Source organism: Asticcacaulis sp. (assembly GCA_024707255.1).
Taxonomy (GTDB): Bacteria; Pseudomonadota; Alphaproteobacteria; order Caulobacterales; family Caulobacteraceae; genus Asticcacaulis.
In genome coordinates, this window is the sequence record JANQAC010000002.1 from 1,004,346 (window position 1) to 1,023,112 (window position 18,767).

The following is an 18,767-nucleotide window of genomic DNA, read 5'->3' on the forward strand; positions in this document are numbered from 1 at the left end:
AAGTTGTGACTGAAAAGGGAAAGTTCATGTCAAAGCACTGGGTTTATGCTTTCAAAGCCGGAAAGGCTGATGGCAATGCCACAATGAAGGCCCTGCTGGGCGGCAAGGGGGCCAATCTGGCTGAAATGTCGTCGCTTAACCTGCCGGTGCCGGCCGGTTTCACCATCACCACAGAAGCCTGCGTTCACTATTTCAGGAACGAGCAGGCCCTGCCGGATGGTCTGGTCGATGAAGTCGAAAAGGCGCTGGCCGATTTGGAAGCCAGCACAGGCAAGGGCTTCGGCAAGGTTGAAAATCCACTGCTGGTCTCTGTCCGCTCCGGGGCGCGCGCCTCGATGCCGGGCATGATGGACACGGTGCTTAATCTGGGATTGAACGACGAAACGGTTGAAGGTCTGGCGACCCTGACCGGCGATCGCCGCTTTGCGCTCGATTGCTACCGCCGATTTATCACCATGTATTCCAATGTGGTGCTGAATGTCAGCCACCACAGCTTTGAAGATATTCTCGACGACCACAAGGATCGCCTGGGCGTCACTGTCGATACCGACATCACCGACAAGGATTGGGCCAAGATCATTGCCGACTACAAGGCGATGGTGAAATCCGAACTGGGTGAGGATTTCCCGCAGGATCCGAAAGAACAGCTCTGGGGCGCGGTGAAGGCCGTCTTCAGTTCGTGGATGAACGATCGCGCCAAGTTCTACCGCAAAATGCACGACATCCCGGAAGACTGGGGCACGGCCGTCAATATCCAGTCAATGGTCTTCGGCAATATGGGCCAGACCTCGGCCACCGGCGTGGCCTTCACGCGCAATCCTTCGACTGGCGACGGTGATCTCTATGGCGAGTTCCTGCTCAATGCCCAGGGCGAAGACGTGGTGGCCGGTATCCGCACCCCGCAGGCTCTGACGAAGAAGGCCCGCGAGGAGATGGGCGAGCGCGCGCTTTCGATGGAAGAATCGCTGCCGGAGGTGTTCAGCCAGTTCAAATCAACGGTTGATACGCTGGAAAACCACTACCGCGATGTGCAGGATGTCGAGTTCACGGTCGAGCAGGGCAAGCTCTACATGCTCCAGACCCGCAATGCCAAGCGCACCTCCAAGGCGGCGCTCAAGATTGCGGTGGACATGGCCAAAGAGGGCCTGATCACGCCGGAAGAAGCCCTGATGCGCATTGATGCCTCGGCGCTCGATCAACTGTTGCACCCGATGCTCGACCCGAAGGCCGAGAAGGTGGTGATCGCGCGCGGCCTGCCGGCCTCACCTGGTGCCGCTTCGGGCAAGATCGTCTTCACCGCCGATGACGCCGTGCGCTTTGCCGCGGCCGGCGAAGATGTCATCCTGGTGCGTGACGAAACCTCGCCGGAAGACATTCACGGGATGCACGCCGCCAAGGCGATCGTTACGGCGCGGGGCGGCATGACCTCCCACGCGGCGGTCGTGGCGCGAGGTATGGGACGGCCTTGTGTGTCCGGTGCCGGCGAAATGAATATCTATGCCGAGCGCGGTGAGTTCGTTTCGCGTGGCCAGACCTTCAAACACGGCGAAATCATCACGCTTGATGGTTCATCGGGCGAGATCATGAAGGGCGCCATCCGCATGATCGAACCGGAGTTCTCGGAGGACTTCCACCAGATCATGAAGTGGGCCGACGAGTATAAAACGCTGGCCATTCGCACCAATGCCGAAACGCCGGCGGATGCCCGTACGGCCATCGGGTTCGGCGCGGAGGGTATTGGCCTGTGCCGGACCGAGCATATGTTCTTCGATGACGAACGCATCTCGGCGGTGCGCGAAATGATCCTGGCCGATGATGAGGCGGGCCGTCGTAAAGCGCTGGAAAAGATCCAGCCGATGCAGAAGGCCGATTTCGCCGAACTGTTCCAGATCATGGACGGTCTGCCGGTGACGATCCGTTTGCTCGATCCGCCACTGCATGAATTCCTGCCGCATACGGCGGAAGACATGAAGGCCGTGGCGGAAGCCTCGGGCGTGGGCGAGGAAAAGCTCTACAAGCGCACCAAGGAACTTTCCGAGACCAATCCGATGCTGGGCTGGCGCGGCTGCCGTCTTGGCGTCACCTTCCCGGAAATCTACGAGAGCCAGCTTCGCGCCATCTTCGAGGCGGCGGTGGAAGTGGCGGCAGTTGGCGGCAATCCCAAGCCGGAGATCATGCACCCGCTGGTCGCCACGCGTGAGGAAATGGCCTACCTGACGGGAATGACGCATCGTATCGCCAAAGAAGTCTTTGCCGCCAAGGGCAAGACGGTTGCCTATATGGTCGGCACCATGATCGAACTACCGCGCGCCGCCCTGCTGGCTGACAAACTGGCGGAGACGGCCGAGTTCTTCTCCTTCGGCACCAATGACCTGACCCAGACGACATATGGCATCAGCCGCGATGACTCCGGCCGCTTCCTCAACCCCTATATCGAAAAGGGCATTTTCGAGAAGGACCCGTTTGTCTCGCTCGACCAGGATGGCGTCGGCGCGTTGATCAAGATTGCCGCAGAAAAGGGCAAGACACAGCGTCCAGATATCAAGATGGGTATCTGCGGCGAACATGGTGGCGATCCGGCGTCCATCGCCTTCTGTCATGGGGCGGGTCTCGCCTATGTCTCCTGTTCGCCCTATCGCGTGCCGGTGGCAAGGCTGGCTGCGGCACAGGCGGCGATTGCCGCCAAAGGCTAGTACTGCGTTACATCGAAAGCACATTTGGGAGGGGGCAATTTATTTGTCCCCTCTCAGTTGTTTTGGGTGGTTGTTTGTTGCGCCCGCACGCGATAAAAAGGTTAACGCAATCTGAATTCGTGTGGGGGTAACCGATGACAGTCAAGGCCGTATGGATCGCAGGGTTTTCTAGCCTGGCTGTTCTCAGTGCTGTCGGACTGTATCGTGTCCTGCCGGCCATGGAAGCCGATCTGAAGAGCAGCGTAGACCAGGCCCTTGCGATGAAAGGGTTGCATGAGGTCAAGGCCGGGGTTTCGGGCCAGACTGTGACCCTGAAGGCTGTGAACAATACGCCGGAAGCCAGGGCGCAACTGACACAAGCCGAGGCCACGCTGGCAGATGTGACGATGAATGAGCCCGTCCTGCCGGGTGGCAAGCTTGTCAACAGCCCGATCAGCGCGGTTCAGGTGATCGCTGCGCCGACCGTCCATGCGGCAGTTGTCATGAACCCGCCCGCCGCGTCCACTTCGGCCGTGCCTGCCAGATCAACCGAGAAGGCGCCGGGCATAGAGATCATCCACGGCGATGGCGCCACAGCCGTCGCCTCACTCAATACGTCTGCCAGTGACTTGCCGCGTGTTGCCGGGGATAATGCCCTCGATGCCAGCACTCAGGCGGCGCGGTCCTGCGACCAGGATATCGCCGCTGCCGTCTCTAGCCGCCAGGTCAGCTACAAACCGGGCACTTATGACCTGACGCCGGAAAGCCAGGCGCTGATCGGCGATGTCTACAAGGTCGTAGCCGCATGTCCGGTGCAGGTGCGCCTGACCGTCTCCGGTTATACGGACAATCTCGGCGACGGCATGGTTAACCAGACGATTTCGCAGGCCCGCGCGCAGGCCGCCGCCGATGCGCTGATCGCAAGGGGACTGGCGCCGGATCGCGTCATTGTGCGTGGGTTCGGCGGCGCACTGCCGGTGGCCGATAACCTGACGGCCGAAGGGCGGGCAAAAAACCGCCGGGTCGTCTTTACCGTCAACGCAGGATAGGGGGCAAATATGCTGCATCTGGTTATGGAATTGCGCTGGCTTCTGGCGGGGGCGGCCGGTCTCGGCCTGATCACGGGTTTTGTCGCCAAACGCGTCAGCAAACCGAAACTGAAGCGGTAAGGGCAAAATGATCATCCTGATCCTCAAATCCCTGGGGCTTATGCTGGGGGCCTTTTTGATTTCGGCCTGGCTGGGCTGGAACCTGTCACGCCGTGTCCAAAGCCACCACAGTGCCTTCGAGGGGCGGCCGCGCGTCAGCTTCGATGAAGAACCTGTGGCAGCGCCCGAACCGGCAACCGCACCGCCGCCGCAGCCTGTCACCTATCTCGATGCCGCCGCCGAAGCCTTTACGACCGGTGTAGTGGTGCCTTTTACCGCGCCAAAAGTAACGGAGGCCGATAAGGCGCCCTATGCGCCGCCCCAGCCCGCGCCACGCCTGGATACGGCCGCCACCAATGTGCTGATCCGTCGCGAGGACAACAGCCTGCAAAGGCGCGTATCGAGTCTGGCCGCGATGACGCCCGAAAGCATTCAGGCGGCGGTGCAGCAGGCCGGTACCGGGCTGGAGCCGATCCGCGTAGGTGTGCCGCAAAGTCCACCGGATGACCTGACGGTCATTTCCGGCATCGACTCCGCCCGGCAGCGTGAACTGAACAGCCTCGGTATCTTCTACTACTGGCAGGTCGCCGGCTGGTCGCCGGAAAATGTCGCCTGGGTCTCTAACCGCATCCTGTCGCCTGAGCGGGTTGCCCGTGAGAACTGGATGTCGCAGGCGGCGCGTCTGGCCAGGCTGCACTAACAGCTAAGCCTGGCAGCTAGGCCCTGGGCAGGCTCAGGCCCAGGGAGGGGGCGAATCTGAACTGTTCCTGGTCATAGGCATAAAGTTCAGCGGGGCGCCCGCCGGTATCTTCGCGCATAATCCCCAGCGGCTTGACGAAGCCGGTGCGTTCCAGACCGCGCCGGAAATTCTGCTTGTGAAGTCGCAGGCCGCAAAGCGCTTCGATCGATTTCTGCAATTCAAGCAGGGTAAAGCGCTCAGGCATAAGCTCGAAAATGACCGGGCGGTATTTCAGCTTGCCGCGCAGACGTGACAGGCCGGTCGCCAGGATACGGCGGTGATCCGAAGCCATGGGTTCGCCGGCGGAAACGGTGCCTTGGGCCCCATCCGCCCGGTGGGCCTCGGCCGCCAGTCCGGCATTGTACAGCAGTTCATAACGGTCGAGAACGCGTTCTTCGTTCCAGTTGTCGAACTCTTCAGGAAAAAGCGTCGCCACCCGTCTGAGCCTCAGCGCACGCTCATTGGCGTTTTCGGCGCTTTCACACCATTTCGCAAGAGCCGGACGCAGGGCTTCCAGGTTGGGGCTCACCTCGTTGTTGCGCCAGTCCTCCCAGGGAAAGAAGCGATGAAACGGCACCCAGGCCGCATCGAACCGCGCCTGATTGCCGGCCTGCGGCGTTAGCGCCAGATAGCCGACCGATACGACGCGGTCGACCTCCGGGTCATTGGCGGGCGCGGTGGCGGCAATGCCTTGCCGGCCGTCGTCGCCAAAGCTGTAAAGCTGCTCGACATAGCCGATGGCGAAGCCGGTCTGTTCACGCACGAAGGCCCGCAGCGCCAGATCGAAGGTGCGGTGACTTTCCGGCAGGAAGGGACCGGAGGGCAGGGCATAGGCTTCCGGACTGGTCTTCGGCAGGTTCAGACACAGGACCAGGGCTTCATTATCCCGGACCGTCACAACCACCGCCGAAAGTTCGATTGCTAAAGACATGCGCTCAGCCCTTCATCTTCATGAGCGCATCGAAGCGGGTGACGAAGGCTTCACGCGCCAGCTTGTCGGGTAGGGGCGTGATGGTCAGGCCGTACCCCGCCGGCGGTTCGCCGAAATACTGTCGTGCTTCGCTGTCAGTAAAACCGGCGAGTTGCGTCGCTTCGAAATAGGCGCAGGCATGATCGGCCCGTTTGATCAGTGTTTTGACCGGTGCTGGCATGACGGCCGGCAGGCCAAAGCGGATAAAGATTGATTGCTCAAGGTGAGTCTCGAAGCGGCGGTAATCGAAGCCGAGCGCCGCCTTGAAGGGCGAGATCATGTCGCCGATCACATATTCTGGCGCGTCATGCAGCAGGGCCATCAGACGGTGCTCGGGCCTGAGCGCAGGATTGATATGGACGCAGATATCATCAACCACCAGACAGTGCTGGGCCACGCTGAAGCCAAATTCGCCGAGGGTCTGGCCGTTCCAGCGCGCCACGCGCGACAGGCCAAGCGCAATATCGTCGATCTCGATATCGATGGCCGCCGGATCAAGCAGGTCAAGCCGGCGGCCGGAAAGCATACGCTGCCAGGCGCGCGGCGGCAGGGCGGCGCTAGCGCGGCTTCTGATGGCAGGAGATTTGGCTTTGGCTGTCGGCATCGGGTTTCGCAAACTGGCTATAATCGGCACTTGCCGAATTTGTCGCATCGGGTTTTTATCCCGAAAGGTATATAAGTATAGCACAGGCGGAGATTTGAGCCGCCAAATGCAAATCTATACACAAAAAATGGAGGCGCTGATGTCGGATGCAATTGCCCAAAAGCAGACCCAGGGACAGGCATGGTCTCGGATCAGCGTGCCGGTCAGCGGCACCGCCAGCGAGTCCCTGTCGCTCGAACTGGCCGCACAACTGGCCGCCGCCTTCCAGGCGCAGTTGAATGTCCTCTTTACGCCGCCCGATCCGGCGGAACTGGCGCCTTGGCTGGGGGAGGGCTTCATGGGGACGGTCCAGATGGCGACTATGGAAAGCCTGAAAACAGCCGCAGAGGAATCCGAACTGGCGGCGCGGGCGCAATTCGCCGCGGTCGAATGCCCTGGCAAGACCTTCACCGCCCTGAATTCTCCGGTGTGGCAGGATCTGGCGATGGAAACGCGCCTGTCGGACCTGATGGTCTTTTCCGATGTCAGCGCCAGGGGACAGGGGATGCTTTCCGAAGCCTTCCAGCAGGTGCTGATGGAAGAACGAACGGGCGTTTTCATTGCCCGCAAGCCGTTCAACATCAATGGTACGGCCGTCGTGGCCTGGGACGGTAAGGAGCCTTCGTCACGCGCCGCCCGTCGCGCGCTGCCACTGCTCAAGAAAGCGTCACGGATCGTGATTATCGGGGCGCCCGTGGGGGATCAGCCGCCCGAACTGGAGCGCCTGGCGGCCTATTATGCGGCCCACGGTCTCAAGGCCGAGGTCGATAGCCTGCCGAAGGGAGATGTCGTCCAGGCGCTGACGGCGGCAGCCGAGCGGTACAAGGCCGATTATATGGTCGCCGGCGCCTATGGCCGGTCACGGCTGCGCGAATTTGCTTTCGGCGGCACGACACGGGCGCTTTTGCAGCATACACAGCTCAATCTCTACATGGCGCATTAAGCCGGATCAGAGCGCGTAGATGACCGTATCGTAGATGATCGGCGAGTAATGGCGCAGGGTGAGGCGGTAATCGGTCCGCAGGTCTGAGAGCGTGTCGAGCAGGGTCTGGAAGTCGTCGGCCCGGTGATAGGCGCTGATCGCCAGCTTTGGCTTGTAATTTGCAATCAATCTGCGCGCGCCTTGCAGGGCCTGGACTTCAACCCCCTCGACATCGAGCTTGATCACGCTGACCGGGCCGAGATCGAGATTATCCATGGCATCGAGCGGTACCATCGTGGTTGACGTCTTGCTGATCCGGCTGCCATCGTCCGGACGATGCTCGATGCCCATTTCCGTTTTTTCATTCCAAAGCCCGACTCGATGAAGCGTTACATTTGGCGTGTCTTGCGTTTTGAAAGTGAAGGCGTCGGCATTGGCCGGGTCGATTTCAAAGGCATGGATATGGTCGTACTGGCCGCCTGTGCGGGCGCTGAACGACCGCACGGTATCGCCATCATAGGCGCCGCCGTCGACGAGGATTTCGTGCTCGCCCAGCGGCATGGCCTCCGGTTCGAAATAGATGGCTTTCTCGGGCCGGGCGATGGCGGCGATATAACGGCTGTCCCAGGTCAGGCGGTACATCATGATGGCGTCGAGCGTTTGGCGGCTTAAGGCGTCGGTAAAGACGGCCTTTGCTTTTTCATGCAGGGCCATGACCAGATCCGCATCCGAAAAGGATGGCATGAAACCGAGGCGATGGCCGGCGGCCTCGGGCGGCAACTGGCTCAGGACATCGAAATAGCTGAGCAGCGGTTGCGGACGTTGGCCCCAGATGCCGGTGAAATAGACGATGGCATTTTCAGACCCGCAGCACAGCACGCCGATTGCTTCAGGTGCTTTGGCGAGCAGGTCGGGCAGGGCGGCATCGCCCGCATAGGGAATACCATGCAGGTCCTGCCCAGCGCGGGCATTGTCGATCAGGGCCACGACCTTGCCGTGGGCAATGGCGTAATTGACAAAAGGCTGGGCCAGGACGGACCCGGCGCCCAGCAGGATCAGGGGATGCTTCAGGATATCCCGTGACGTTCTGCTCTCGGCGTGGTCCTTGAGCCATGCCTGCACCGGCATGTCGTTGAAATCGAGGCTTCCGAGCGAGACTGGCAGGAGAGGGGCGGCCTGTATCATCTTAGTGTTCCTGTAAGCGGAATGTGTCTGTCAGTGCGTCGCGCGCGCGGTCGAGCGCCGATTTCCAGTCGATCAGCGACGAAGGGGCAAACAGGCGTACGCCCGGATACCAGGGATAGTGATCCTGCCCCAGTTGCAGCCAGCTTTTGGCAGGGCTCAGGAACCGGTGGGCACGCCGCAGGCGGCGGCGATATTGCTGGTAGCGTTGGAGGGCGACAGGATGACATCCATGGCCGAGCATAGCGCGGCGAGATCATCGAGATCATCTTTCAGATCGATGCCTTCGGGCGTCTGGATGCTGAAACCATTCTCGGCCGCCCACGCCATTTCGGCGTCGCTGTCGCCATATTGCAGGTTGATGAAGGTGACGCCATCCAGCCTGAGGAGATCGGCCCAGTCCTCGAAAGCTGGGAAATAGCGGTCGCGCTGGGCGCCGGATTTCAGGCTTTTCCACAGGATGCCGATCTTGGGTTTGTCGCTGATGGCGGCCATCTGTTCCCGCCAGTAAGCGACCCGTGCCGGATCGGGCTTGAGAAAGGCATTTTCCGCCGGGAAATCGCTGACCCGCCGGCGATAGAGCGGCAGGAAATCACCCATGACGGCCCATCCTTCGGTCGCACCATTTTCCAGATACGGGAAACTGCGTTGCAAAATGCCATCGATCATCTGGGTGCGGTGCGCGATCACGCGCGCTTCCGGAAAGCTTCGTTGGAAAAGCGTTTTCAGGCGCGGTTCCACGGCCAGCCACAACGCGCCTTCCGGACCGATATCGCGGATCAGATCGGGCAGGATGGAAGCAAACAGCACTTCATCGCCAAGGCCCTGCTCGCCGCTGACCAGAAGCTTGCTGTTTGCAAGGGGCTGACCTTCCCGCCAGCGCCGGGACCACAGCGAATAGTGAACCTGGCGGGCTGTGCCGTAGCGCTCGCGGCCTTCATAGGCGCGCCAGCCGGCTTCCAGTTGCCCGGATGCCAGCAACGCCTGGGCATAGGCAATCTGGGCTGAGGACAGGTTATCCGGATCATCGAAGGCGTCGGCGCAGGCGGCCAGGTCTTCCAGGCCGGCGGTCTCGTTTCCTGGTCGATCAGGGCGCAGCCGCGGTTGAAACGGGCGTGCAGGTTATCGGGCTCAAGGCGCAGGGCCTCGTTGAAAAAGGTCAGGGCATTATCCGTATCGCCCTGCGCCGCCATGACCGTGCCGAGACCTTCCCACAGCGATGCTTCTTCCGGTCGCCGGTTCAGGACGGTTTTCAGCACATCGACGGCTTCGTCATATTTCGACTGTTCGCGCAAGGAAGCGGCATAGCCGGTAATGATCGCCATCTCATGGATGCCGTGGGTGATCAGGTGGGCGTAGAATTTCTCCGCCATTGGCCACATGTTCAGCCGGAAGGCGAGCACCGCCAGGCGTCCGGCGATTTCGAGCGAGTCCGGCGCCAGTTTCAGCGCCTCCTCGTAGGTATCGAGCGCCCTGACCAGGTCGAGATTGGCTTCGGCTTCGGCCGCCCTGGCGACCAGGGTTTCAACCGACATCGACAAAGGTCTCGATCAGTGCGGCCTTGATACGGCCCATAACCGGCGCCCAGTCGAGCAGGGATTCCGAGAAGAAGACGCGGGTCGATGGATACCAGGGGAAATAGTCCGTGCCGAGGCAGATCCAGGCATCTTTCGGCGTGATCAGCCAGACCGGGGCGCCGGCGGCGCCGGCGATATTGCTGGTGGCGTTGGCCGGGCACAGGATGCAGTCCATGGCGGCGCACAGGGCCGACAGGTCATCGAGATCGTTCTTCAGGTTGATGCCGGGGGGCGTCCAGATATCCAGCCCCATCTCCTTCGCCAGGGCCAGTTCTTCAGAGGTATCGCCATATTGCAGGTTGACGAACTGGATGCCTTCGATGCGCAGGATGTCTTCCCACTGCGCAAAGGGGGAGTAGTAGCGGTCGCGGCGCGAGTGCCTGATCAGCGATTTCCACAACAGGCCGACCTTGGGCTTAGCGTTGACGGCGGCAAGGGTCGCTTTCCAGTAGGCAATGCGCTCCGGATCGGGCCTGAGCCAGCTATGGGGCTTGCCATCCTCAAAGCGCGGAAAGTCCTCGATCTTTTTACGATAGCGGCCGAGGAAATCACCCATGATGGCCCAGTAATCGTAGCTTTCCCAGTCAGTGACATCGGGGAACAACCGGACCGGCAGGTTCTTGTGCTTGGTCGTATGGTGTTTGACGACGGTGGCCTGCGGAAAGGCTTTCTGGAAAATCGGCACCAACCGCGGTTCGACGCCGATGGCGAGGTGGCCGTCCGGGCCGATTTCGCGCTGCAGGTCGGGCAGGACATTGGAGAACATGATCTCATCGCCCAGCCCCTGCTCGGCGGAAACGAAGACGCGCTTGCCTTTCAGAGGCTGATCTGGTGTCCAGCGTGGCCGGTTGATCAGGTAATGCACCTTCTCGGAGGTATTGTCCTTGTCGCGCGCTTCATACCATTTCCAGCCTTCCTCGTAATTGCCGAGGTGCAGGTGGCAGAAGGCGATGCTGAGCTTGCAGGTGTGGATATTGAGCGGGTCGGTGAAGAGCGGCAGGGCGGCCATCAGGTCTTCCAGCCCTTCCTCGACGTGGCCGACCGACGCCTTGGCATTGCCGAGATTGTAGCGGGCATGGACGTGTTTCGGGTCATGCCGCAGGCCCTCTTCATAGAAGATGACGGCATTGTGCAGGTCGCCCTGGGCGTTGACCACCGTGCCCAGCGCATTCCACAACTGCACATTGGTTGGATTGGCGCCGATAGCATCACGCAGCAGGTCTACGGCGTCATCCAGGCGGTTCAGTTCGCGCAGGGCGCTGGCCAGGTTGTTGATCGCCTCGACATGTCCGGGGCTCTTGTTCAGGAAGAAGCGGAAGAACTTCTCCGCCAACTCGTTCAGCCCCATCTTATAGGCCAGCCGGCCGAGGTCGTTGGCGATGGCCGGGTTTTCCGGTTGCAGCCTCAGCGCCGTTTCGTAACAGGTGATGGCGCTGGCGAAATCGTTGCATTTGTCGCGCGAAACGGCGAGGATATGCCAGGCTTCGCCGCTTTTCTCATCGATATGCAAGGCCTTCAGGGCGCATTCGCCGCCGCCCTGCCAGTCGTCCTTGCGAAAGAGATCGAGCGCCTCCCTTAGCAGTTTCAGCGTGTCGGTGCGCTTGATGTGCTCGGTGGCGCTAAGCAGAATTTTCAGTGCCTCGGAAGAGCCCGAATCGCCCAGGATCTGGGCGGCTGGATTGAACACCTCCACCGGTTTGAAGATCGGGGCCTCAGCGCCGACAGGCACGGCGGGCGGTGTAAAGGACGCCGGTGTTTCCTGTGCAGCACCGAACAGCAAAAGGCCCGATTGGGTCTTGGTGTTTGATTTCTTTTGCTGTTTTACGCTGAGCGACATGACTAGCTCCGAGGGCACTGACGTGCCATTCTGTAGACAGAGATTCGCTTAAAACTCCCTAAAGAAATATGGGTGCGCCATCTTGAGGGAGATCAAATTCCCGGCATATTAACTTTAGTTGAAACCTGCTGTTAACTCGACATGCGCTATAGGCTTGCGGTACGGGCCTGTGCGTTTCGGCAGACCCGAAGGAAAAAAAAATGCCCTTAAAACTGTCCTTGAAGCCTGGGGAAAAGTTCGTTCTGAATGGCGCCGTCGTGCAAAACGGCGACCGCCGCTGTTCGCTGGTCCTGCAGAACAAGGCTTCGGTGCTCCGCGAAAAAGACATCATGCAGCAGGAGGACGTCAACACGCCGGCGCGTCACGTCTATTTCCCGGTGATGATGATGTATCTCGATGAGGCGGGCGCCGATAAATATTACGATGAATTCCTGCGCCGCATGTCGGAATTCATGGGTGTGATCTCCAATCCGGTTATCCTGGCGGAATGCGTCGCTATTTCCAAAAGCCTCATGGCGCGGGAATACTACAAGGCGCTGATGAGTTGCCGCCGGCTGATAGAGTATGAAGACGAAAGATTAGGACATGTCGCTTAAGGCGTACCAGACCACGGCTGCCCGCGCAGAAGACCCTCGCCAGACGGAATACCGCCTGTTCGGCCAGGTTACGCGCGCGCTGATGGAAGCGGAACAACTCGACCGGAGCTTCATCCGCGAGCGCATGGATGCCCTGGACTGGAACCGCCGCATGTGGTCGATGCTGGGGGCGGATTGCTCACTGGCCACCAACGGCCTGCCTGAGCAGTTGCGCGCCAATATCATTTCGCTGTCGATCTGGGTGAACAAGCACACCTCGCTGGTCATGCGCAACAAGGAAGACTTCGGACCGCTGATCGATGTCAATCGCATCATCATGCAGGGCCTGCTGCCACAGGAGCAGGCGCAGCCAACAACCACGGTTCGCCAATCCTACGGCTGATTTTGAGCCATATATCCGAAGGAAAAGCCCTTGCCGCTGATGCAAGGGCTTTTTTATTATTCGGCCAGGTAACCGCCGCCCAGCGCGGCGTAGAGGTTGATGAGGTTCAGCGACCGCACCAGACGGACAGCGATAAGCTGTTGCTGTGCGCCGTAAAGCGTGCGCTCGGCATCGGTCAGGGCCAGGCGGGAATCGATGCCGCGATCGAAGCGCGCCTGGGCCAGTGTGCGGCTGTCCGCCGCGGCCGCCACCACGTTGGTTTGCGCCGCCAGGCGATCGTCGATAGTGGAACGCGTGGCCAGTTGATCGGCCACGTCGCGGAAGGCTGACTGGATGGCGCCTTCATATTGAGCGAGCGCGATGTCGCGGCTGGCCTTGCTGGCGTTGAGATTAGCCGTATTGGCGCCGCCGGCAAAGATCGGCACGGAAATGGACGGGGAGAAGGCCCAGGTGTCGGTGCCGTCGAACAGGTTGCCGAGATCGGTCGATGCCTTGCCGACGGAACCCGTCAGGGAAATGCGCGGAAAGAAGGCGGCGCGCGCCGCGCCGATATCGGCATTGGCAGCCTTCAGGCTGTATTCCGCCGCCATGACATCGGGGCGTTTCAGCAGGATATCGGAGGGCTGGCCGGCCGGCAGGTCGGCCAGGATGGCGCGATCCGGGAAGGTATCCGGCAGCAGTTCGGGCGCGATATCGCCCCCTGCCAACAGGCGCAGGGCATTCTTGTCCTGTTGCACGGTGGCCGTCAGGGCGGCGACATCGGCGCGCGCCTGTTCGGTCAGCACCTGGCTCTGGCGCAGGGTCATCTGGTCCGTGCTGCCGAGATCGAAACGCTTCTGGGTCAGGCTGAGGCTTTCCTCGCGCAGGCGCAGGGTCTCGGCCGACAGGCGCAATTGATCCTGGTCGGCGGCCAGGTTCATCCAGGCCGAACCGACAGCGGAAATCAGGCTGATCTGCGCTGCTTTGCGGTTTTCCGCCACCGCAAAATAGCTTTGCAGGGCTGCCTGGCTGAGCGAGCGAACCCGGCCGAACAGGTCGAGCTCCCACGAGGCGCCGATATTGGCGCTGTAGAGTTCGGTCGTGCCGATCGGCGTGCCGGTTGAATCGACCTCGCCGGTATTGCCGCGTGTGCCGGAAACCGTGCCATTGACCGCCGGGAACAGGCTGGCGCGCTGGATACGGTACTGCGACCGTGCTTTTTCGACGTTCAGCACCGCTACGCGCAGGTCGCGGTTATTGGCCAGGGCCTGTTCGATGACGCCTTGCAGGCGTTCATCCAGAAAGACCTGGCGCCAGGGCAGGGTTTCCGCCGATTGGCCTTGCGCGGTAGCGGCCGTGGGGAACTGCTCCGGCACCGGCAGGGCCGTGCGTTCATAGCGCGGGGCCATGGTGCAGGCGCTTAAAGCCACGAGGCTGGCGCCGAGCAGGGTGAGTTTAAGAAAAGACGTCATCCTCAGTGTCCCGTATTGTCGGTGTCGGATTTATCGAGCAGGGCCATGGCCTCGCGTTCCAGCGCCAGCTTCTGGAGGTGTTTTTCATCCGCCTTGAATATCTTTTCAATGATAACGAAGAACAGGGGAATGAAGAAGATGGCCAGCAGGGTGGCGGACAGGATGCCACCGACCAGCCCGGTGCCGATGGCGTTCTGGCTGCCCGATCCCGCGCCATTGGCAAAGAACAGGGGCAGGATGCCGAAGGTAAAGGCCAGCGACGTCATGATGATCGGCCGCAGGCGGATACGGACGGCTTCCAGCGTGGCGTCGATCAGGTTCATGCCGTTCTCGTGGTTATGCTTAGCGAACTCCACAATCAGGATGGCGTTCTTCGAGCTGAGGCCAATAATGGTCAGCAGGGCCACCTGAAGATAGATGTCATTGGTCAGGCCGCGCAGCATGGTGGCAAGCAGGGCGCCGAGCACGCCCAAGGGAATGACCATGACGATGGCGATGGGGATCGACCAGCTTTCATAGAGCGCCGCCAGCAGGATAAAGACCACGAAGATCGACAGGGCGTAAAGCATCGGGGCTTCGGCGCCGGACTGCTTTTCCTGAAGCGACAGGCCGGTCCATTCGTAGCTGATGCCGGGCGGCAGGGTGGCGATGATCTTCTCCATCTCGGCCATGGCCTGACCGGAAGACTTGCCGGACGCGGCCATACCCTGGAGGTTCATCGACGGTGCGCCGTTATAGCGTTCGAGGCGCGGCGAGCCGTATTCCCAGTGCGAGGTGGCGAAGGCAGTGAATGGGACCATTTGCCCCTTGTCATTGCGGACATACCACTGGCTCAGGTCTTCGGGCTTCATGCGGAAGGGCGCATCGGCCTGGACGAAGACCTTCTTGACGCGGTTGCGGTCGATGAAGTCGTTGACATAGGCGCCGCCCATGGCCGCCGAAAGGGTGGCGTTGATATCGGACAGGCTGACGCCCATGGCGCCGGCCGCGGCCTGATCGATCTCCAGCTTGAGTTCGGGGGTATCCTCCATGCCGTTCGGGCGGACCGCCATCAGGTTTGGATTTTGCGAGGCCATGCCCAGCACCTGGTTGCGGGCATTGAGCAGGGCCTGGTGGCCCAGTGCCGCCGACATCCTTGAGCTGGAGGTCGAAACCGGACGAATTACCCAGTTCGGTCACGGCCGGCGGCACGATGGCGAACGCCATGGCGTCACGGAACTGGCTGAAGGCCCCCATGGCGCGACCGGCGACGGCGGGCGCCTTCAGGTCCGGTTTGTGGCGTTTCTCGAAATCCTTCAGGCGCACAAAGGCCATGCCGGCGTTTTGTCCGGGACCGGAGAAGGAGAAACCGGACACGGTGAAGGCGGATTCAACGGCCGGGTCCTTCTTGAAATGGTCGGCGATCTGATCGAGCACGACATTGGTGCGTTCTTCGGTGGCGCCCGGCGGCAACTGGACAATGGTGAAGAGGATGCCCTGGTCCTCATCCGGCAGGAAGGAGGTGGGGATGCGCGTGAACAGCAGCACCATGACGCCGACAATGACGGCAAAGACGGTCATGTAGCGTGCCGACTGGCCCAGTATCTTGCGCACCATATTGCGATAGCCGCTGGCGGCGCGGTCGAAATTACGGTTGAACCAGCCGAAGAAGCCCTTCTTAGTTTGGTGTTCGGCATCCGAAGCCCGCAGCAGTGTGGCGCACAACGCCGGCGTCAGGACCAGGGCGACGACAACGGAGAGGGCCATGGCTGAGACCAGGGTGATCGAGAACTGGCGATAGATGACGCCCTGTGAACCGCCGAAGAAAGCCATAGGCACAAACACCGCCGAGAGCACGAGCGCAATGCCGATCAGGGCGCCGGTGATTTCTTCCATCGACTTGATGGTGGCGGCCAGGGGCGGCAGCTTTTCCTCGTGCATGACGCGTTCGACGTTTTCGACCACGACGATGGCATCATCGACCAGAAGCCCGATGGCCAGCACAAGTCCGAATAGGGTCAGCGTATTGATCGAATAGCCGAAGGCGGCCAGCACGCCGAAGGTGCCCAGCAGGACCACCGGCACGGCGATGGTCGGGATAAGCGTGGCGCGCCAGTTTTGAAGAAACAGGAACATGACGAAGAAGACAAGCACAACGGCCTCGATCAGCGTCTTTACGACCTCGTGAATCGACAGGTTGATGAAGGGCGTGGTGTCGAATGGCACGACATAGTGGTAGCCCTTGGGGAACTGCTTCGACAGCTCATCCATCTTGGCCTTCACCGCTTTGGCGGTATCCAGGGCATTGGCGCCGGTGGCCAGGCTGATGGCAACGCCGGTGGCCGGACGGCCATCGTACTTGACGGTGCCGCCATACTGCTGGGCACCCAGTTCGATGCGCGCCACGTCTTCAAGATGGACGACAGCGCCTTCGCTCGAATCCTTGACGATGATCCGGCGGAACTGGTCGATATTGGTCAGGCGGGACTGCGCTGTAATGGTGGCGTTGAGCGCCGTGCCCTTGACGGCCGGTAATCCGCCCAACTGACCGGCGGACACCTGGGTATTCTGGGCACGAATGGCGGCCATGACATCGGTAGGCGTCAGGCTGTAGCTGGTCAGCTTGGCCGGATCGAGCCAGATGCGCATGGCATACTGTGCGCCGAAGTTCTGGATGGTGCCGACGCCGTCGACGCGGCTGATCTGATCGACCAGGGTGGAGGACATATAGTCGCCGAGGTCGGTATCGCTGACACTCTTGTCGTCGGAATAGAGGCCAATGACCATCAGGAAGCCGCTCGACGCCTTGGCCACGGTCAGGCCCTGCTGCTGGACTTCCTGGGGCAGGAGCGGAACGGCCGACTGGAGCTTGTTCTGAACCTGAACCTGGGCGATATCCGGGTCGGTGCCAGCCTTGAAGGTCAGGGTGACGCTGGCCGCGCCGCTCGAATCCGAGGTCGAGTTCATATAGAGCAGGCCGTCTATGCCCTTCATCTGCTGCTCGACGATCTGTGTAACCGAGTCCTCGACCGTTTTGGCTGAGGCGCCGGGATAGAAGGCGCTGACCGACACCTGGGGCAGGGCGATCTGCGGATATTGCGCCACCGGCAGGTTAGCGATCGACAAAAGGCCGGCCATCATGATGACGATGGCGACGACCCAGGCGAAGATGGGGCGATGAATGAAGAAGCGCGAAATCATGCCGGTATCCTTGAGGCCGTATCCGGGCCTGTCTCAGAGGGCGGTGTCCGGGACGGACGGGTTCAGGTTGGACAGGTGTCCGTAATTACTTTTCGGCGGCCGCGCCCATAAAGGCCGGCTTGACCGGCGCATCGGGTTGCACCTTTTGCAGGCCCTCGACAATGACGCGTTCACCTGGCTGGAGACCGCCGGTCACGAGCCATTTGTCGCCGACCGTCTGCGCCACTTGGATGGGGCGAATGGCGGCCTTGTTGTCCTTCGTCACCACCATGACCATGGCATTGCCCTTGGGGTCGCGGGTCACGGCCGGCTGCGGCACCAGTATGCCGTTATTGACCACGCCGGAGACGATGCGTGCCTTGGCGAACATGCCCGGCAGCAGGGTGCGGTTCGGATTGGGGAACAGGGCGCGCAGGGTTACTGTGCCGGTGGCTTCGTCAACCGAAACCCCGGAAAACTGCAACTTGCCTTTCAACGGGTAAACCGTGCCATCCTGGAGAATCAGTTCGACATCGGCCGTATTGGCCTCGCCGACCGTACCCGAAGCGGCGGCGCGCTGCAGCGCCATCAGGTCGTTCACCGATTGATTGATGTCGAGATAGATCTGGTCGATATTCTGTATCTTCGCCAGTTCCGTCGCCTGCGAGGCAGTGACCAGAGCGCCGGGCGTAACCGATGACTTGCTGATAACGCCGGAAATCGGCGCAATCACCTTGGTATATTGCAGATTGATTCCGGCTGTTTGCAGGGCAGCATGGGCCGAGGCGACGGAGGCATCGGCCTGGGCCAAAGCGGCCTGGGCGTCGTCATTATCCTGCCTGGATACCGCGTTGATCTTGACCAGTTCGGCGTAGCGCTCGGCCTTGAGTTTGGCCGTCGTCTGCGCGGCCCTGGCCTGCGCGACAGCCGCCTGGGCGCTGGCATATTGGGCCTGGAAGGGGGCCGGATCGATCTGGTAGAGCGATTGGCCCTGTTTGACGTAACCGCCTTCGGTGAACAGACGCGACTTGATGATACCGCCGACCTGCGGGCGCACTTCCGAGTCCAGATAGGCCGAGGTACGGCCCGACAGTTCTGCGGTCATGCTGACCGGGCCGGACGTGACCACGACGACGCCGACATCGGTAGCGCCGCCCATGGGCATGGCCGCAGGCTTCTTGCCGCAGGCCGTTATGCCAAGACTGATCGCCAGCAGGACCGCCACGGGAACAGCGCTGTTTTTCAGAAAGGAAAGGGGCGGTTTCATGCGGAAAGTCTCCGGATCTGGCGGGCTTTAGAGGGCGGTGCAGCAGGTACGCGGAACTATTTTGCATTGCGGACTGACAAATAAGCGTCAGCATAACTGCATTTAAAGTGAGAGTGAACGATCATTCTCATTTTTCTGGCAGTAAGCAGCTTTTGGGTGTATGTCAATCGGATCGCTACATTAAAAAACATTTAGAACCCTGTGGCGGCAAGGAATTTGCGT

The 18,767-nt window shown here is 60.9% G+C and carries 14 protein-coding genes and 1 pseudogene; 6 read left to right on the top strand and 9 right to left on the bottom strand.

From position 1 onward, the window contains the following. The first annotated feature begins 26 nt into the window (after positions 1–26). The 3 genes from ppdK to NVV72_16030 all read left to right on the top strand — a co-directional run bounded on the left by ppdK (position 27) and on the right by NVV72_16030 (position 4,520). Complete coding sequence (ppdK, locus tag NVV72_16020; protein MCR6660769.1) at positions 27–2,693, top strand: pyruvate, phosphate dikinase; 2,667 nt, start codon at positions 27–29, stop codon at positions 2,691–2,693. A 134-nt stretch (positions 2,694–2,827) separates the two neighbouring features. Then, a complete protein-coding gene (locus NVV72_16025; protein ID MCR6660770.1) occupies positions 2,828–3,721 on the top strand; it encodes an OmpA family protein in 894 nt (297 codons plus the stop codon). Between the two features lie 127 nt (positions 3,722–3,848). Then, complete coding sequence (locus NVV72_16030) at positions 3,849–4,520, top strand: hypothetical protein (GenBank protein ID MCR6660771.1); 672 nt, start codon at positions 3,849–3,851, stop codon at positions 4,518–4,520. 16 nt (positions 4,521–4,536) lie between these two features. Here NVV72_16030 and NVV72_16035 read toward each other — a convergent pair whose 3' ends face one another. Next, positions 4,537–5,490 carry an NAD regulator gene (locus tag NVV72_16035; GenBank protein MCR6660772.1) on the bottom strand — a complete coding sequence of 318 codons (954 nt, stop codon included), beginning with the start codon at positions 5,488–5,490 and terminating at the stop codon, positions 4,537–4,539. Between the two features lie 4 nt (positions 5,491–5,494). After that, a complete protein-coding gene (locus NVV72_16040) occupies positions 5,495–6,133 on the bottom strand; it encodes an HD family hydrolase (protein ID MCR6660773.1) in 639 nt (212 codons plus the stop codon). 139 nt (positions 6,134–6,272) lie between these two features. Here NVV72_16040 and NVV72_16045 point away from each other — a divergent pair, with 139 nt between their 5' ends. Beyond that, complete coding sequence (locus tag NVV72_16045; protein ID MCR6660774.1) at positions 6,273–7,115, top strand: universal stress protein; 843 nt, start codon at positions 6,273–6,275, stop codon at positions 7,113–7,115. A gap of 6 nt (positions 7,116–7,121) precedes the next feature. Here the strand turns inward: NVV72_16045 and NVV72_16050 are convergent, their stop codons facing one another. The 4 genes from NVV72_16050 to NVV72_16065 all read right to left on the bottom strand — a co-directional run bounded on the left by NVV72_16050 (position 7,122) and on the right by NVV72_16065 (position 11,690). Further along, entirely contained in the window at positions 7,122–8,279 is a 1,158-nt protein-coding gene (locus NVV72_16050; GenBank protein ID MCR6660775.1) for an FkbM family methyltransferase, read from the bottom strand. A 156-nt stretch (positions 8,280–8,435) separates the two neighbouring features. After that, positions 8,436–9,086, bottom strand: coding sequence for a hypothetical protein (locus NVV72_16055; protein MCR6660776.1), 651 nt, complete (start codon positions 9,084–9,086; stop codon positions 8,436–8,438). After that, entirely contained in the window at positions 9,056–9,811 is a 756-nt protein-coding gene (locus NVV72_16060) for a tetratricopeptide repeat protein (GenBank protein ID MCR6660777.1), read from the bottom strand. Before NVV72_16060 ends, NVV72_16055 begins: the two co-directional genes overlap by 31 nt. Continuing rightward, positions 9,801–11,690 (bottom strand): tetratricopeptide repeat protein, encoded by a 1,890-nt coding sequence (locus NVV72_16065; protein ID MCR6660778.1) that lies wholly within the window; start codon positions 11,688–11,690, stop codon positions 9,801–9,803. The genes NVV72_16060 and NVV72_16065 overlap by 11 nt, the downstream gene beginning before the upstream one ends. A gap of 200 nt (positions 11,691–11,890) precedes the next feature. On the opposite strand from NVV72_16065, the gene flbT reads away from it, so the two are divergent. Together flbT and flaF are read left to right on the top strand one after the other, a co-directional pair. Then, positions 11,891–12,286: a flagellar biosynthesis repressor FlbT gene (gene flbT, locus NVV72_16070; GenBank protein ID MCR6660779.1), complete on the top strand. Its 396-nt coding sequence runs from the start codon at positions 11,891–11,893 to the stop codon at positions 12,284–12,286. Beyond that, positions 12,276–12,668: a flagellar biosynthesis regulator FlaF gene (flaF, locus tag NVV72_16075; protein ID MCR6660780.1), complete on the top strand. Its 393-nt coding sequence runs from the start codon at positions 12,276–12,278 to the stop codon at positions 12,666–12,668. Before flbT ends, flaF begins: the two co-directional genes overlap by 11 nt. Positions 12,669–12,724: 56 nt before the next feature. Here the strand turns inward: flaF and NVV72_16080 are convergent, their stop codons facing one another. The 3 genes and pseudogenes from NVV72_16080 to NVV72_16090 all read right to left on the bottom strand — a co-directional run bounded on the left by NVV72_16080 (position 12,725) and on the right by NVV72_16090 (position 18,545). Continuing rightward, on the bottom strand, positions 12,725–14,119 hold the full coding sequence (locus NVV72_16080) for an efflux transporter outer membrane subunit (protein ID MCR6660781.1): 1,395 nt from the start codon (positions 14,117–14,119) through the stop codon (positions 12,725–12,727). A gap of 2 nt (positions 14,120–14,121) precedes the next feature. Continuing rightward, positions 14,122–17,296: pseudogene (locus NVV72_16085) on the bottom strand (efflux RND transporter permease subunit). Between the two features lie 88 nt (positions 17,297–17,384). Further along, on the bottom strand, positions 17,385–18,545 hold the full coding sequence (locus NVV72_16090; GenBank protein ID MCR6660782.1) for an efflux RND transporter periplasmic adaptor subunit: 1,161 nt from the start codon (positions 18,543–18,545) through the stop codon (positions 17,385–17,387). Positions 18,546–18,767: the final 222 nt, after the last annotated feature.

What these genes read in the sequence shown, in the direction of transcription:
- NVV72_16050 (MCR6660775.1), bottom strand. Translation starts at nt 8,279, where the DNA reads ATGATACAGGCCGCCCCTCTCCTGCCAGTCTCGCTCGGAAGCCTCGAT.
- NVV72_16080 (MCR6660781.1), bottom strand. Translation starts at nt 14,119, where the DNA reads ATGACGTCTTTTCTTAAACTCACCCTGCTCGGCGCCAGCCTCGTGGCT.
- NVV72_16030 (MCR6660771.1), top strand. Translation starts at nt 3,849, where the DNA reads ATGATCATCCTGATCCTCAAATCCCTGGGGCTTATGCTGGGGGCCTTT.
- NVV72_16065 (MCR6660778.1), bottom strand. Translation starts at nt 11,690, where the DNA reads ATGTCGCTCAGCGTAAAACAGCAAAAGAAATCAAACACCAAGACCCAA.
- NVV72_16035 (MCR6660772.1), bottom strand. Translation starts at nt 5,490, where the DNA reads ATGTCTTTAGCAATCGAACTTTCGGCGGTGGTTGTGACGGTCCGGGAT.
- NVV72_16025 (MCR6660770.1), top strand. Translation starts at nt 2,828, where the DNA reads ATGACAGTCAAGGCCGTATGGATCGCAGGGTTTTCTAGCCTGGCTGTT.
- ppdK (MCR6660769.1), top strand. Translation starts at nt 27, where the DNA reads ATGTCAAAGCACTGGGTTTATGCTTTCAAAGCCGGAAAGGCTGATGGC.
- flbT (MCR6660779.1), top strand. Translation starts at nt 11,891, where the DNA reads ATGCCCTTAAAACTGTCCTTGAAGCCTGGGGAAAAGTTCGTTCTGAAT.
- NVV72_16060 (MCR6660777.1), bottom strand. Translation starts at nt 9,811, where the DNA reads ATGTCGGTTGAAACCCTGGTCGCCAGGGCGGCCGAAGCCGAAGCCAAT.
- NVV72_16045 (MCR6660774.1), top strand. Translation starts at nt 6,273, where the DNA reads ATGTCGGATGCAATTGCCCAAAAGCAGACCCAGGGACAGGCATGGTCT.
- NVV72_16040 (MCR6660773.1), bottom strand. Translation starts at nt 6,133, where the DNA reads ATGCCGACAGCCAAAGCCAAATCTCCTGCCATCAGAAGCCGCGCTAGC.
- NVV72_16090 (MCR6660782.1), bottom strand. Translation starts at nt 18,545, where the DNA reads ATGAAACCGCCCCTTTCCTTTCTGAAAAACAGCGCTGTTCCCGTGGCG.
- flaF (MCR6660780.1), top strand. Translation starts at nt 12,276, where the DNA reads ATGTCGCTTAAGGCGTACCAGACCACGGCTGCCCGCGCAGAAGACCCT.